This window comes from Delftia sp. WSY_16, assembly GCF_043104415.1.
GTDB classification, from domain to species: Bacteria; Pseudomonadota; Gammaproteobacteria; order Burkholderiales; family Burkholderiaceae_C; genus Comamonas; species Comamonas tsuruhatensis.
On the sequence record NZ_JBICKS010000040.1, the window covers coordinates 247,719 to 262,892 of the forward strand.

Below are 15,174 nucleotides of genomic sequence, written 5' to 3' on the forward strand. Positions count from 1 at the left end.
TTTCATCATGCCGCCCTTCATCTACCTAGCCTCCCAAAGCCCCCGCCGCCGCCAACTGCTGGAGCAGCTGGGCGTGGCCCATGAGCTTTTGCTGCCCAATGCGGATGGCGACATCGCCGAAGATGCCGAGGCCATGGAAGCCGAGCTGGCCGGCGAGGCAGCGCGCGACTACGTGCAGCGCGTGACCGCACTCAAGCTCGACGCTGCCGTGGCCCGCCACGCGCGCCGTGCGCTGGCTGCCGCTCCCGTGCTCTGCTCGGACACCACGGTGGCGCTCGACGGCCGCATTCTGGGCAAGCCCGCCGATGCCGACGATGCACGCCGCATGCTGACGGGGCTTGCCGGCCGAGAGCATGAGGTGCTGACGGCGGTGGCCATACAGCATGGCGCGCGGCGCCTGGCTGCGCTGTCGGTCTCCCGGGTTCGCTTTGCGGCCATGAGCGCTCAGCAGATCGATGCCTACGTGGCCTCGGGCGAGCCCATGGGCAAGGCCGGTGCCTATGGCATACAGGGCCGTGCGGCGGCCCATGTGCAGTGGCTGCAAGGCAGCTACTCGGGCATCATGGGCCTGCCGCTGTTCGAGACGGCGGCGCTGTTGCGCGAGCTGGGCTGGGCGCTGTAGGCCAGCTCCCCGACCTGGGCCCCGAGGGGCGTGCAGGCAGGCGCGCAAGGCCGATGGCAGCGCGCGGCACGGCAAGATGTCTGCCGGGCCGCTCCGGCCGAGAAATACAAACGACAAAGCACACCACAGGCACAGCATGCAGCAAGACATTCTGATCAATTGGTCGCCACAGGAAACGCGCGTGGCCATCATCGAGAACGGCGCCGTCCAGGAACTGCACATGGAGCGCCCGCTGGAGCGCGGCCTGGTCGGCAACGTGTACCTGGGCAAGGTCTCGCGTGTGCTGCCGGGCATGCAGTCGGCCTTCATCGACATCGGCCTGGAGCGCGCGGCCTTCCTGCACGTGGCCGATGTCTGGCAGCGGCAGGAAGGGGGCGAGGCCCCCATGTTCGCGCGCAAGGACATGCCTGTCGTGCCCATCGAAAAGCAGGTTTTCGAGGGCCAGACCATCATGGTGCAGGTCATCAAGGATCCGATCGGCACCAAGGGCGCGCGCCTGTCCACGCAGATCAGCATTGCGGGACGCCTGCTGGTGCTGCTGCCGCAGGACGACCACATCGGCATCTCGCAGAAAATCCCGCAGGGCGAGCGCGATGCCCTGCGCGCCCGGCTGCAGGGCCTGGTCGGCACCAAGGAAACCGGCGGGGGCGGCGGCTTCATCCTGCGCACCAATGGCGAGGACTCCAGCGACGCCGAGCTGGCCGACGACATCCGCTACCTGCGCAAGACCTGGAGCCGCATCAAGGAGGCCTCGGTGCGCCTGCCGCCCATGTCGCTGCTGCACCAGGACCTGAACCTGCTGCAGCGCGTGCTGCGCGATCTGGTGGGCGAAGGCACCCAGAGCATCCGCATCGACTCCAAGGAGCAGTTCGCCCTGCTCATGACCTTCGGGCAGGAGTACATGCCGGCGGCCGTGCCCAAGCTGCAGCATTACCGCGGCGAGCGGCCCATCTTCGATCTGTTCGCCATCGACGAGGAAATCGCCCGCGCGCTGGGCCGGCGGGTGGACCTCAAGTCGGGCGGCTACCTGATCGTGGACCAGACAGAGGCGCTGACCACGGTGGACGTCAATACCGGCGGCTACGTGGGCGCGCGCAACTTCGACGACACCATCTTCAAGACCAACCTGGAAGCCGCCCACCAGATCGCGCGCCAGCTGCGCCTGCGCAACCTGGGCGGCATCATCATCGTGGATTTCATCGACATGGTGCGCGACGACCACCAGGCCGAGGTGCTGTCCGAATTCAAGCGCCAGCTCGGGCGCGACCGGGTCAAGACCATGGCAGGTGGCTTCTCGCAGCTGGGCCTGGTGGAGATGACGCGCAAGCGCACGCGCGAATCGCTGGCCCACATGCTGTGCGAATCCTGCCCGGTCTGCCAGGGCAAGGGCCATGTGAAGACCGTGCGCAGCGTCTGCTACGAGGTGCTGCGAGAAATCCTGCGCGAGGCGCGCCAGTTCAACCCGCGCGAGTTCCGCATCGTGGCCTCGCCCAAGGTGGTCGAGATGTTCCTGGACGAGGAAAGCCAGCACCTGGCCGGCCTGTCCGACTTCATCAAGAAACCCATCTCGCTGCAGGCCGAGACCGCCATGGCACAGGAGCAGTACGACATCGTGCTGCTGTGAACCGGTATTTATCTTGCCAATTCATTATCAATAGCGATTCGGCATCTTTCGCGCCAATGGATTCATATGAATCGATTTGCGCGTTGCTATGGATTGTCGATTCCCGATAATTAACTTTGTCTCGGCATTTTTGATACCGTTTGTTGCAATCAGTGCCTCAGCAACTGAAAGGGCGACAAATGGGAATCGACTCAACCATTGTGCGTGCTGCCATACACCCGGGAATTGGTGTGGCGCGTATTGGCAATAGCCCGGATGAGTACTATGTCGGCCCCGAGCTGATGCATGTGCCGCCCATGGCGCCGGGCAGCCTGCGTGATGCGCAGGGCGCGCTCAAGCGCCAGGCTGCGCGCTTTCGCATCTACGGCTACAACGCCGCAGGCGAAGTGGTGCGTGAACTCACGGCCGACCAGGACGAAATCGAATGGGAAGTCGAACTGGCCAATACCAAAGCCGCCTGGTATCAATTCCAATTGGCGCTGGACGTGCCTGAAGCCGCAACGGCCGATCCCACGATTTTGCGCAATGTCACGGTGAAGGACCGGAAAAGCCTGGCCATTCGACCGGGAGCCCGCCGAATTGCCAAAGGCTCGGCCCCGGTGGTATTCGATAGCGGCAGTTTCTGCGGCAAGCCGGTTTATCTGGGCGAATTGCGCATTGAAAAGACGGGCCAGCTTCTCGTGCTGGGAGGCCGTGGCGTCTCTGCCTCCGTGGATGGCAGCAAGGCCACCACGTTCGCGAACAACGAGGGCTGGCATGACGATGTGGCCGACGGCCCGGTGCGCGCGAAGGTCGTCGTGGACGGCGTTTCCGTGCCGGTGGATGCGGCATGGGTCACGGTTGCGCCGCCCAACTACGGCCCGCAGATGAAGTCGGTGCGCACCATGAAGGACCTGATGGAGGATGTTTTCATCCGCTCGGGCATGGCTGTGTTTCCGCTGCAGGTCTCCTTCAGCCGGCACATTCTGCCCATACTCCAGCGCCAGAGCAGCCTGCAGTGGGCGAACAAGGGCTTTGCCGCCCAGTTCGGCTGGGGTGCCGCCGCCAGTGCGGATGACGAGGCGTGGATCGCCAGGCTCAACAGCCCGGGCACGACCTGGGCCGAGCTGCGCCAGCAGGTGGCCAATGCCTTCCGGCGCTTTGACCGGGACGGCGCATCCCCCCAGCCCTGGCCCTGGCTGTATGGCGACGCCATGGCCGTGCCGCCGGCCGACACGCCGCGCCAGCATGCGGCGCTGACGGCCACGCAGCTGAGGATGCTGGACCTGTGGGCCGCAGGCCACTTTCTCTCCGACTGGACGCCCGGCCAGAAGTACCCGGCCCAGCTGTCCGATGTGCCGCTGCAGGAGCAGCCCACCATGCTCGACCATGCCGCCATGGACGACTGCCTGGCCGATGCCTTTCACCCGGGTTGCGAGATCACCTGGCCCATGCGCCACGCCAGCATGTACCGGGCGCCATTTCGCATCCGCGAGGCGGCCGAGAACCCGCCCGAGCTGCAGCTCTACGGCTCGCGGCTCACCCCCGCCGCGGCGCTGTCCGAGAGCGGGCCGCTGTATGCGCAGGTGGCCGGCGACCTCACGCGCTGGATGGCCGTTCCCTGGCAGACCGACACCGCCAGCTGCCGCAGCGGCTACTACGCCGGCTACGGCCCGCGCTACGACCCCTACCTGCCCACGTTCTGGCCGGCCCGCGTGCCCAACCAGGTGCTGACGCAGGAGGCCTATGAAAAGGTCATCGATACCGAACTGCCGCGCGAGCAGCGTGTCGCCGCCTTCAACCGGCGCGAGTCGTGGTTCCGCACCCTGGGCGAGGGAGGCTATGAGAGCGAGATCAACCGCATGATCAGCCACTTCGGTGACATGGGCGTCATCGAGAATCGGCCGGGCCCGCGTGGCGACAAGGACTTCCCGCCGGTGATGCAGGTGGAAAACCGCATCGCCCCGGCGCCGTCGCACATGCTCAAGACTGCCGTGCAACCGGCCGGGCAGGAAGCGCCTCCCCGCATCGAGCCCTTCGACGCAGACAACGAAGAGCAGCTGCGCGCCCTGACGCAGCGCGGCCCGGTGCTGCCGCGCTGAATGGCGGCCATGTCTATGTCTGCGCATGCCATGGCCACCGCGCCGCTGCCGGATGAACTGGATGTGCTCGTCGTGGGCGCGGGACCGGCGGGCGCGGCCGTTGCCGCGCAGCTGGCAGGGCATTGCCGCGTGGCGCTGGTAGGACGCGCCGTGCAGGCTGGGCGGGCCATTGGCGAAACCCTGCCCGCTGCGGCCCGGGTGATTCTGTCCGACCTGGGCGTGTGGGATGCGTTCGCGGCACAGGGCCACCGTCCTGCCTGGTCGCGGCGGTCACTGTGGGGAAGCTCCGAGGTCATCTTTCAGGACGCACTGTTCGACCCGCATGGCGCGGGCTGGCACCTGGACCGCAAGCGCTTCGACGCCATGCTGCTGGAGGCTGCGCGCAGCCGTGGCGTGCCCTGCCTGGTGCCCGCCACGCTGCGCAGCCTGCAGCGCCAGCCACCGGGCGCGCCCATGCGCTGGCGCTGCCTGATCGATAGGGCGCAGGGCGACCCGGCGCACGGCCCGTTGGAGCTGTCCTGCCGCATCGTGGTCGATGCCACGGGCCGCGCGGCCCGGGTGGCCCGGCAGGCGGGTGCCGAGGTCCGCCGCGACGGCCGCCTGGTCTGTTTTCACGCCTGGGTGGAGCCGCCATCGCATGAGCATGCAGGCACCACCATGATCGAGTCGGATGCCGAAGGCTGGTGGTACAGCGCCGATCTGCCTGATGGCAGTTGCGTGATTGCCTGGCAGACCGATATCGACCTGCCCGAAGCCCGCCGCCTGCGCAGCACGGCGGATCTGCTGGACATGGCCGATCGCACGGCCCTGGTGGGCGCGCGCAGCGTGGGCAGCCAGGTGCTGGAGCCGTTGCGGGTGGCCGCCGCCCACGAGCAATGGCTGGATGCAGCCAGCGGGCCGGATTGGCTGGCCGTGGGCGATGCCTGCCTGTCCTTCGATCCGCTGGCATCGCAGGGCCTGCTCAACAGCCTGGTCACCGGCAGCGAGGCCGCCCTGGCCGTGCGCCGCAGCCTGGCGGGCGACGCCGGTGCGTTGCCTGCCTGGGATGCGTGGATCCGGTCGATACGCGCCGCGTACCGCAGCCATCACGAGCACTACTATGCGCTGGAGCCGCGCTGGGCGAACGAGACGTTCTGGGCCCGCCGCCAGCGGGCGCCGGAGGCGGGGAACGGAGCCGGCGTTATTGCCGCTCCAGCTTCGCCGTCTGAACGATGGCATTCCAGCGCTGGTACTCGGCCCGCGTGAATTCGCGGAAGGCCTTGGAGTCCAGCAGGCGCACTTCGCCGCCCAGCGCCGTCACCTTGGACTTGAAGTCGGCATGGCCCGCCACCTTGAGCGTGGCATCCTCCAGCCGCTTGACGATGGCTGCCGGCGTGCCCTTGGGCGCCAGCACGCCGTTCCAGGTGCCGGTCACGAAGGCGGGGTAGCCGCTTTCCTTCATGGTCGGCACATCGGGCAGGGCGGGCAGGCGCTGCTCCGAGGTCACGGCCAGGGCCTTGAGCTTGCCCGACTGCACAAAGGGCAGGGCGGGCGTCACGTTCTCGAAGATGAAATCGATCTGGCCGCCCAGCAGGTCGGTCAGGGCCGGCGCGCTACCCTTGTAGGGCACATGCACCATGTCCAGCTGGGTGGCGCTCTTGAACAGCTCGCCCGACAGGTGGACCGTGGAGCCGCTGCCCGGCGAGCCGTAGCTCATGCCGGTCTTTTGCGCGGCGGCGCGTGCCACCAGGTCCTTCACCGTCCTGGCGGGCGTGCGCGCCTCGTTGACCACCAGCACGTTGGGGATGGTGGTGACCAGGGCCACGTATTCGAAATCGCCCAGGTTCTTCTCGCTCAGGTTCTTGTACAGGCTCTGGTTGATGGCCTGGGTGCCGGCCGTGCCGAACAGCAGCGTGTAGCCATCATTGGCCGCCGAAGCCACGCGGCTGGCGCCGATGGAGCCGTTGGCGCCGGAGATGTTTTCCACGATCACGGGCTGGCCCAGCGACTCGGACAGGCCCTGTGCCACCATGCGCGCCAGCACATCGGTATTGCCGCCAGGGGCGAAGGGCACGACCAGCTTGACGGGCCGGGCCGGGTAGGCATCCGCCCAGGCCTGGGGCAGGGGCAGCAGCGTAGTGGCGCCAAGCAGCGCGGCAGCGCGCAGGAATTGCTTGCGTGAAAGGGTACGGGGCATGGGGGATGTCTCCTTGTCGATGTTCTGGTGGCGCAGCGGCTGGGGCCAGCGGCGGATTTTTCAGGCGGGCCAATGCTGGGCGGTGGCTGTCTTGACGTCAATCAATGTTTTGGCAGGACGTCATGCGGCGGGCGAATGACCTGTCCGGCCTTGCTCGGCAAATGAGAAGGATTGCGTTGACATGCGCCCGTCATTGCGCCTGCCATCACGGCGCAAGGCTCCTGGACTCGCCTGTGGCAAGGACCGCACCGCTGCTGAATCCGCCTCCGGCGCTGCCGTGCAACTGCCCGCGAACATGCGGCTTTGCGGCGCCTGCGTGGACGTGCACGATGCGCCCCATGGCATGGGCCGGCGCCCGTTACGGCGCCGGGGTTGGGGCGGGCATTGCCGATGTCCATGCCGACGCCAATGCCGATGCAGCTCAGAAATCCGCCCTCAGGCTCACCGTCATGTTGCGCGGCTCGCCCCACCAGCCCTGGTTGTAGAAGCCGATCTGGCTGTAGTACTGGCGGTCCAGCAGGTTGTTGAGCTGCACGCTGGCCGACCAGGTGGGGTCGAGGCGGTAGTGGGCCGAGAGGTTGACCACCAGGTAGCTGCCCTGGCCTACCTGCACGCTCTGGCGCAGCGGGTTGGTCACGTTCTGCCAGATGCGGCTTTGCCAGCGCAGGTTGCCGCCCAGGCTCAGGCCTTGCAGCGCACCCTCGAAGCTGCGCATGGCCGTGAGCTTGACCAGGCTGCGCGGGTGCGTTGTGTTGAAGGCGGCGCCGCTGGCGCTGCGCGCCGTGTAGTGCGTGTAGCTGGCGCCCAGGCGCCAGCCTCGGGCCGGCTCGCCGCTGAGTTCCAGGTCGATGCCGCGCACCTGCGCGCCCTTGACTCCCCGGTAGGTCTTCTGGTCCGTGGTGCCGTCGATGAATTCGCCCGTGTCCTGCGCCAGGTTGTCCTGGCGGGTCTGGAACAGCGCGGCAGAACCCTGCAGCCGGTCCTGCAGCCAGGAGCCCTTGAGGCCCAGCTCGAAGGCCTGGCCGGTGATGGGGTCCAGGATGCTGCCTTGCTTGTCGCGGTAGTTCTGGGGCGTGAAGATTTCCGTGTAGCTCAGGTAGGCCGTGTGCCGGGCATCGATGTCCCACAGCAGGCCGGCGTAGGGCGTGATTTCGTTGCTGTAGCGGTAGTCGCGCAGGCTGCCGAAGTAGTTCTGGCGCGTGGACCAGCGGCTCAGCCGGGCACCGGCCACGGCCGTCCAGCCATCGGCCAGCGACAGGCGCCCCACGGCATAGCCGCCGCTTTGGCGCATGCGGCTGTCGTCGCCGCCGTTGGAGACGTCGGACCAGCCGGGCTCGGCCAGGCTGCCGTTGCGCCAGTCGAGGAAGTTGTCCGTGGCAGGCGGCGTGCCCAGCGGTGCGTAGCGGCGGATGTCGATGTCGTCGCGCACATGGTTCCAGCCCACGGCAATCTCGTGCTGGCGCCCGAACAGCGCGACCGGGCCGCTGGCCGTGAGGTGCAGGCTGTCGCGCGAGCGGTCGCCCCGGTACTTGATGAAGGAGTTGGCCATGCCCAGGCCGGTGCTGGCGTCCGGCGCGCCGCCCCGGTAGACGTAGCGCATGTCGTAGTTGCCGTCGTTGCGGCTGTAGGCGGCGCGCAGCAGCCAGCGGTTGTCCAGCCGGTGCGTCAGGTCCAGCGTGGCCGTGGTGTTCTCCGTGCCGAAATGCGACCAGCGCGTGTTGTTGGACACCGAGCGGTCGAAGGCCGTGCGGCTGCCGTCCGCATAGAACAGCGGAAAGCCGGCGCCCATGCCGGGACTGGTGTTCTTCTGGTATTCGAGGCTGGTGACGAGCCGGGTGGCGGGCGTCAGGGCCGCGCTGACCACGGCGTACAGGCCCTGCCTGCGCTGGCCGAAGTGGCTGACGTAGCTGTCGCTGTCCGATTGCACGGCCACGACGCGGCCATGCACGCGGCCTTCGCGGTCCAGCGGCAGGGACAGATCGGCCTCGGCGCGGCGCAGGTTCCAGCGGCCCAGCGTCAGCGATGCATGGCCGCCCGCCGTCTCGCGCGGCTGCTTGCGCACGAAGTTCACCGTGGCCGACGGATCGCCCGAGCCATTGAGCAGGCCCGTGGCGCCGCGCACGATTTCCACGCGGTCGTAGAAGGCCGTGTCCATGTCGGTGGCGCCGAAGTTCCACAGGCTGTTGATGGGCGAGGCCAGCCCGTCGAACTGGAAGTTGCTGACGCCGAAGCCGCGCGAGGAAAACTGGTAGCGGTTGCTGTCGCTGCGGCTGACCGACAGGCCGGGCGCGGAGGCCTCCAGCGTCTGCGAGACCGTGAGCTGGCCTGCATCGTCCATGAGCTGGCGCGTGATCACGCTGACCGACTGCGGAGTTTCGCGTGCCGACAGTTGCAGGCCCGTGGCCGTGCCTGTGGAGCCGCTGGTATAGCGGGCCGTGCCTTCGGTGGTGCCGGCATCGGCGGCGGCGCGCACGGTGACGGTGCCCAGTTCGGTGTCGCCTTTCCTGGCAGGGGGCCTGTCCTCGTCGGCGGCCCAGACTGCTGACGCAGGGGCGGCACACAGGGCACAGATCAGCAGGGACAGGGGGGGCCGCGCGCCTTGTGGGTGTCGCGGGGCGGGGTTTTGGATGCGAATGCTCATCATTTCCATGGTCCTGGGCGTGAGCCCGGATTGTGGGAAATGTGCGCCGCCGCCGCCTGTTCCCGGCGACGCCAGTCCTATGGCTTGCGACGCAGGCTGCCTTGGCTGGGCGCGTGGCCGAAGCGCTGGCGAAAGGCCGTGGCGAAATTGCTGGCGTGCTGAAAGCCCACGCAGTCGGCCGCTTCCTGCACGCTCCAGCCCTGTGCCAGCCGCTCGCGCGCCAGCTGCATTCGGCGCTCGCGCAGCCAGCCGAACACGGTCTGGCCGTAGGCGGCCTGGAATTTCTCGCGCAGCGTGGTCGGGCTCATGCAGGCCAGGCGCGCCAGGTCGTCCAGGCTGTACGCCTGGCCCGGCGCTGCATCCATGCACTCGCGCACGCGCTCCAGGCCGCGCCTGTCCCGGGGATGGATGCGCGGCAAGGGCGCAGGCCGCGGTTGCGCATGTGCCTGCAGTGCGCAGGCCAGCAGCTGCAGCGCAATGCCTTCGCGGTGCAGCCGGGCCAGGCTGCCGCTCCAGACGCCATCGAGCAACTGGCGCAGCGACACCGCCAGATGCTCGGGCAGCGACCAGGCATGCAGCGGCGGGCCGGGTTGCCGCAGGGCCTGGTGCAGCAGCTCGGCCAGTTCGGCATCGGCGCAGGCCTCGGGCGCCTCGATGGACAGGTTGAAGCCGCGCACCGTCTGGCCTGCGGCATGGGTGGCCTTGAGAATCTCGGTGTCGCCGCACGAGAATGCCGCCGCCGCATGGCGCGTCACGCTCAGTGCACGGCGGGCGCCCGGCAACTGCAGCTCGGCCTGGCCGTCCAGCAGGACCACGGCGGTGAAGCGCCGCGGGTGCTCGGATGTGGATTCATAGCCGTGGTCGATGCGGATGTCGGAGCTGACCATTTGCAGGCCCGAGGGCAGCTGGTGCTCCTGCACCTGTCCCTCGAAGATGCAATCGTTTTCGGAGACGGCAGAGAGAAAGCGCACGCTGAAACCGTGGCGCTGGCGCATGGCGTCGAGCTGCGCCGTGGTGTAGCGCTGGGAGGAGGAGGGCATGGGTGAGCGGAACAAATGGCCCGCAGCTGGATTCGAGAATGCTTCTCATTATCCGGGGCTGCAGGCCCGCTCGCCCACAAACCTCAGAGTTTGCGCAGCCGATCCAGTGCCGCGCGCAGCGTGCTGTCCTGCTTGGCAAAGCAAAAGCGCACCACGCGCTGGTCGAAGCCGTCGCCATAGAAGGCCGACAGCGGGATGGCGGCCACGCCGTGTTCCTTGACCAGCCACTGGCAGAACGCGGCTTCGTCCAGGTCCGACACGGCCGAGATGTCGGCGCAGACGAAGTAGGTTCCCGCCGTGGGCAGCAGGCGCAGGCGCGAGCCTTCCAGGCCCTGGCGGAACAGGTCGCGCTTGGCCTGGTAGAAGGCGGGCAGCTGAAGATAGGGCGCGGGGTCGGCCATGTAGCTGGCCAGGCCCGCCTGCATGGGCGTGTTGACGGTGAAGACGTTGAACTGGTGGACCTTGCGGAACTCGGCCGTGAGTGCGGCCGGCGCGGCGACGGTGCCCACCTTCCAGCCCGTGACATGGTAGGTCTTGCCGAAGCTGGAGACGATGAAGGCGCGCGCCGCCAGGCCGGCAAAGCGCGCGGCGCTCTGGTGCTGGCGGCCGTCGTAGACCATGTGCTCGTAGACCTCGTCGCTGATCAGCAGCACGTCGGTGGGCGCCAGCAGCTCCTGCAGCTGCAGCATCTCGGCATCGCTCCAGATGGTGGCGCTGGGGTTGTGCGGGCTGTTGATGATCAAAAGCCGGGTGCGCGGCGTGATGGCGGCGGCAATTTTGGCGAAGTCGGGCTTGAAGCTGCCCGGCGTCAACGGTACGCGCACGGGCACGCCGCCGGCCAGCTCGATGTTGGGCACGTAGCTGTCGTAGCAGGGGTCGAGCACGATGACCTCGTCGCCAGCATGCACGGTGGCCAGGATGGCGGTGAGGATGGCCTGCGTGGCGCCGGCCGTGACCGTGATCTCGGTGCCCGCATCGTAGCTGCGGCCGTACAGCGCCTGCATCTTGTCGGCCATGGCCTGGCGCAGCTGGGGCAGGCCGGGCATGGGCGGGTACTGGTTGTGGCCGGCCTGCATGGCGGCCGTGACGGCATCGACCAGCCTGGGGTCGCAGCCGAAATCGGGAAAGCCCTGGCCCAGGTTCACCGCCTGGTGCTCGGCGGCCAGGGCCGACATGGTGGTGAAGATGGTCGTGCCCACATGGGGCAGGCGGCTGGGGAAGGCGGGCGTGCGGGGCGTGGCAGAAGTCATGGCGGAAACAGCGGACAGCGGGAGCGGACCCGCACTGCAGGTCCGGTGGGGCGGAGGATCAGAGTTCGTAGTCGTGCACGTGGCCGTTCATGGCGCGCATGATGAGATCGCGCGTCAGGCGGTCGCTGAGCAGTTCGGCGAATCGGTAGACGAAATTGCGCAGGTAGGCACCTCGCTTGATGGCCACGCGTGCCACGCTCTGGCCGAACAGGTGGCCCATGGGGCGCACGACCAGGTCATTGACCGGGTCGTCGCGCATGGCCATTTCGGCCACGATGCCGATGCCCAGGCCCAGGCGCACATAGGTCTTGATCACGTCGGAGTCAATGGCCTCCAGCACGATGCGCGGACGCAGGCGGCGCGTGGCAAAGGCCTGGTCGATCTTGCCGCGACCCGTGAACGAAGGGTGGTAGGTGATCAGCGATTCGTGGGCGATGTCGTCCAGCGTGATGCGCTCTTTCTGCGCCAGCGGGTGGCCTGTGGGCATGACCAGCACGTGCTGCCATTCGTAGCAGGGCAGGGTGACGAGATCGGGGTAGTCGGCCAGGGATTCGGTGGCCATGCCGATGTCGGCCACCTCGTCGATGACCATGCGCGCCACCTCTGCCGGAGTGGCCTGGTGCAGGCTGATCGTGACCTTGGGATACAGGTCGCGCAGCCGTGCCACGGCAGGCGGAAGCACGTAACGGGCCTGTGTGTGGGTGGTGGCAATCGACAGCGTGCCGCTGTCCTGGGCGCTGTACTGCTCGCCGATGCGCTTGAGATTTCCGATCTCGCGCATGATGAGCTCGATGCTCTTGAGCACCTCCAGCCCGGGTTCGGTGATGCGCTTGAGGCGCTTGCCGTGGCGCGCAAAGATGTCGATGCCCAGCTCCTCCTCCAGCTCGATGATGGCCTTGGAGACGCCGGGCTGCGAGGTGTGCAGGGCCTTGGCCGCCTCGGTGAGGTTGAGGTTGCGGCGCGCCGCTTCTTGGACGAATCGGAATTGGTGCAGGTTCATGGCGGTGACAGCAGGGTGCTGCGCGCCATTATGCTGCATTTATATAAAGAAGCGATTCGTTATTTCAGCTTGCCGGTGCGCCACGGGGCTCCGTGGCCACCAGTGCCAGTTCTGCCAGCAGGGCCGTGACACGCGGATGCTCGCCCACGGCCGGCTGCAGGTCCACGGCCACCTGCGGATGGGTATCGCTTATCTCCTGCACCAGCTTCGGGATGTCCTCGCGCGCATGCTTGCCCGTGCCAAGGAACAGGGGCAGCACGGTGATGTGCGTGGCGCCGGCCTCGACCAGCCCGCGCGCGGCAGTGGGCAGGTCGGGCGCGCAGGCCTCCAGGTAGGCGCAGGCGGCCAGGGATTGGGGATGCGTCTGCTGAACGGCCTTCAGCACGGCCTCGATGGGTTGGCGCCACAAGGCGTCGCGCGAGCCGTGTGCCAGCAGGATCAGTCCAGTCCTGCCGGCAGATGTTGTCTCGTTTTGCATGGCAACGGTCCTAGCGGCGCAGCACCAGCCAGGTGAAGGCCGTCAATGAAAGAAGGCTGTAGAGCAGGCCCGGCGCCGCAGCGGTCAGCCAGGGCGACCAGGTCTGCAGCGTGCCGATGTAGCCGAACACGTTGTTCAGCAGGAAGAAGCTGATGCCGGCCATGACGCCGCCGAACACATAGGCCGCGATGCCGCCCGAGCGGAAATGCAGGTAGGCGAAAGGCAGGGCCAGCACCACCATCACCAGGCAGCTCATCGGGTAGAAGACCTTGCGCCAGAACTCGATCTCGTACTTCTGCGCAGCCTGGCCGTTGGCTTCCAGGTGGCGCACATACTGGAACAGCGAGATGGTGGACATCCGATCGGGCTTGAGCAAAGCGGCCGAGACCATCTCGGCGCTGATGCCCGTCTTCCAGTTCATGCTGTCTTCTTTCTCGCGCTGCAGCACCATGCCGCCGTCGGGCTTGGCCGTCAGGCGGCTGGCCTGCACGCCCTGGAGCATCCAGGATTCGCCGTCCTCGCTCACCTGCGCCGATTCCGCATGGATCTGGGCAGAGATGCGGCCCTGGCCGTCAAAGTCGAAGATGCGCACATTCGAGAAATCGCCCGGCCCGCGAATGGCACGCACGTTGATGGCAATGGAATGATCGCCCTGGCGCTCCTTGAGCCAGGCACCCGTGGCCCCGCGTGACAGCTGGGCCAGGTGGATGGCGCGGATGTTCTGGCCCGCGTTCTCGGCCGCAGGTGCCAGGTAGTCGCCGGTGCCGAAGGTGACCAGCACAAAGCCCAGGCCCAGCACCATCAGCGTGCGCAGCGCCAGCCAGGGGCCCATGCCGCTGGTGCGCATGATGGTGAATTCCGAACTCTGGGCAAAGCGCGCCATCACGTAGATGGTGCCGATCAGCACGGTGATGGGCATCAGCTCGTACAGGTGGCTGGGAATGCGCAGCACCACGAAAAGCAGCGCGTGCGTGATCTTGTAGCCGTTGTCGCCGCCGCGCCCGACCCATCGCAGCTCATCGACCAGATCGAAGAAGAAGAACAGCGCCAGGAAGGCCAGCGTCACATAGCCGACGGCCGCGATGATGTCGCGGTACAGCAGGTTTCTCAGAACTCTCATCATGGCACCGCCTTCGCGTCGTCCAGGGCAGTCGGCTTGCAAGGCCTGCGCCACAGATCGCGCGGCGACCAGCGCCTGTGCCGCACCAGCAGCACCAGCAGCGCCAGCAGCAACGTGCCGCCGTGCAGCAGGGCCGTCATGGCGGGCATGCTCAGCTTGCCCGAGGCCACCCAGTTCTCGCCCAGCGTCATGAGGTTGTAGTACACGATGAAGGCGAACAGCGCGAGCATGAGGCTGCCGCTGCCACCGGCACGCGGGTTCACGCTGGCCACGGCCAGGCCCAGGATCACGAAGTTCAGCGCCGCCAGAGGCAGGCCTATGCGCCAGCCCAGTTCGGCGCGGTAGATGGGTTCGGTGCGCGGCAGCAGCTCATGCGTGTACGTGCTGCGCGCGGCCATTTCCTCGGCGGCGGCCAGATTGTTGCCGCTGCCGAGCTGCGTGCCGTATTCCTTGAACTCGCTGATCTTCACCGAGCCGTCGCTGGTCTGCGTCTCCATGCGCTGGCCGTCGGTCAGCACGGCCATGCGTTCGCCCTTGACCACTTCCAGCCGCGCCCCGCGCGCCGAGGTCACGGACTCGCGCCCGCGCTCATTGGCCACGATGAACACATTGTTGGCAGCGGTGGCGCTGGGCACGTCCTTGTCGATGAAGAACACGCGCGAGCCGCCGGCAGACTCCTGGAACTCACCGGGAGCGATGCGGTCGATGTCGCTGCGCTGCTCGAACTGGGTCTTGATCTGCTCGATCTGCTGATTGGCCCAGGGCAGGATGCCCAGGCCCAGCACGGCGATCACGGCCAGCACCGGCCAGGCAAAGCGCAGCAGCGGGCGCAGCAGGCTGGCCAGCCCCTGGCCTGCGGCGAACCAGATCACCATCTCGCTGTCGCGGTACATGCGCGACAGCGAACCGACCACGGCCACGAAAAGTCCCAGGCCCAGGATGGTGGGCAACTGGCCAAGCACCGTATACCCCATGACCAGCAGAACGTCGGAAGGGCTGACATTGCCCTTGTAAGCCTGACCCAGCGTGCGGATCAGCATCATGGTCATGACGACCGTGATCAGCACCACGACCGTGGCACCGAAGCTGCGGGCCAGCTCTTTGCGTATGGATGAATCGAATAACATTGGCTGAAAGGAAAA

12 protein-coding genes are annotated in these 15,174 nt (G+C 67.3%); 4 read left to right on the forward strand and 8 right to left on the reverse strand.

The genetic code is table 11. The annotated features are described in order from the left end of the window. The first annotated feature begins 7 nt into the window (after positions 1 to 7). From ACF8O7_RS20830 to ACF8O7_RS20845, 4 genes are all read left to right on the forward strand, one after another. The gene (locus ACF8O7_RS20830) at positions 8 to 622 is read left to right on the forward strand and encodes a nucleoside triphosphate pyrophosphatase (RefSeq protein ID WP_047218151.1); all 615 of its coding nucleotides are present in this window, start codon (positions 8 to 10) and stop codon (positions 620 to 622) included. A gap of 136 nt (positions 623 to 758) precedes the next feature. After that, positions 759 to 2,246 (forward strand): ribonuclease G, encoded by a 1,488-nt coding sequence (rng, locus tag ACF8O7_RS20835; RefSeq protein WP_016453532.1) that lies wholly within the window; start codon positions 759 to 761, stop codon positions 2,244 to 2,246. Positions 2,247 to 2,425: 179 nt separating this feature from the next. Beyond that, positions 2,426 to 4,327, forward strand: coding sequence for a LodA/GoxA family CTQ-dependent oxidase (locus ACF8O7_RS20840; RefSeq protein ID WP_392444136.1), 1,902 nt, complete (start codon positions 2,426 to 2,428; stop codon positions 4,325 to 4,327). 9 nt (positions 4,328 to 4,336) lie between these two features. After that, positions 4,337 to 5,572: an FAD-dependent monooxygenase gene (locus tag ACF8O7_RS20845; protein ID WP_312839820.1), complete on the forward strand. Its 1,236-nt coding sequence runs from the start codon at positions 4,337 to 4,339 to the stop codon at positions 5,570 to 5,572. On the opposite strand, the gene ACF8O7_RS20850 is transcribed toward ACF8O7_RS20845, so the two are convergent. From ACF8O7_RS20850 to lptF, 8 genes are all read right to left on the reverse strand, one after another. After that, positions 5,508 to 6,503, reverse strand: a complete 996-nt coding sequence (locus tag ACF8O7_RS20850) for a Bug family tripartite tricarboxylate transporter substrate binding protein (RefSeq protein WP_392444138.1) — start codon at positions 6,501 to 6,503, stop codon at positions 5,508 to 5,510. The genes ACF8O7_RS20845 and ACF8O7_RS20850 overlap by 65 nt on opposite strands. 421 nt (positions 6,504 to 6,924) lie before the next feature. Then, the gene (locus ACF8O7_RS20855) at positions 6,925 to 9,144 is read right to left on the reverse strand and encodes a TonB-dependent siderophore receptor (protein WP_392444140.1); all 2,220 of its coding nucleotides are present in this window, start codon (positions 9,142 to 9,144) and stop codon (positions 6,925 to 6,927) included. Positions 9,145 to 9,221: 77 nt separating this feature from the next. Continuing rightward, the gene (locus ACF8O7_RS20860; protein WP_267178303.1) at positions 9,222 to 10,184 is read right to left on the reverse strand and encodes a helix-turn-helix transcriptional regulator; all 963 of its coding nucleotides are present in this window, start codon (positions 10,182 to 10,184) and stop codon (positions 9,222 to 9,224) included. 83 nt (positions 10,185 to 10,267) lie between these two features. Then, positions 10,268 to 11,434 (reverse strand): pyridoxal phosphate-dependent aminotransferase, encoded by a 1,167-nt coding sequence (locus tag ACF8O7_RS20865; protein ID WP_016453527.1) that lies wholly within the window; start codon positions 11,432 to 11,434, stop codon positions 10,268 to 10,270. 58 nt (positions 11,435 to 11,492) lie between these two features. Further along, positions 11,493 to 12,434 (reverse strand): CysB family HTH-type transcriptional regulator, encoded by a 942-nt coding sequence (locus ACF8O7_RS20870; RefSeq protein WP_016445880.1) that lies wholly within the window; start codon positions 12,432 to 12,434, stop codon positions 11,493 to 11,495. Between the two features lie 64 nt (positions 12,435 to 12,498). Beyond that, positions 12,499 to 12,912, reverse strand: a complete 414-nt coding sequence (locus ACF8O7_RS20875) for a sirohydrochlorin chelatase (protein ID WP_392444142.1) — start codon at positions 12,910 to 12,912, stop codon at positions 12,499 to 12,501. A gap of 10 nt (positions 12,913 to 12,922) precedes the next feature. Next, the gene (lptG, locus tag ACF8O7_RS20880; protein WP_017407657.1) at positions 12,923 to 14,032 is read right to left on the reverse strand and encodes an LPS export ABC transporter permease LptG; all 1,110 of its coding nucleotides are present in this window, start codon (positions 14,030 to 14,032) and stop codon (positions 12,923 to 12,925) included. Further along, positions 14,032 to 15,159: an LPS export ABC transporter permease LptF gene (gene lptF, locus ACF8O7_RS20885; RefSeq protein ID WP_016445883.1), complete on the reverse strand. Its 1,128-nt coding sequence runs from the start codon at positions 15,157 to 15,159 to the stop codon at positions 14,032 to 14,034. Before lptF ends, lptG begins: the two co-directional genes overlap by 1 nt. Positions 15,160 to 15,174 lie beyond the last annotated feature (15 nt).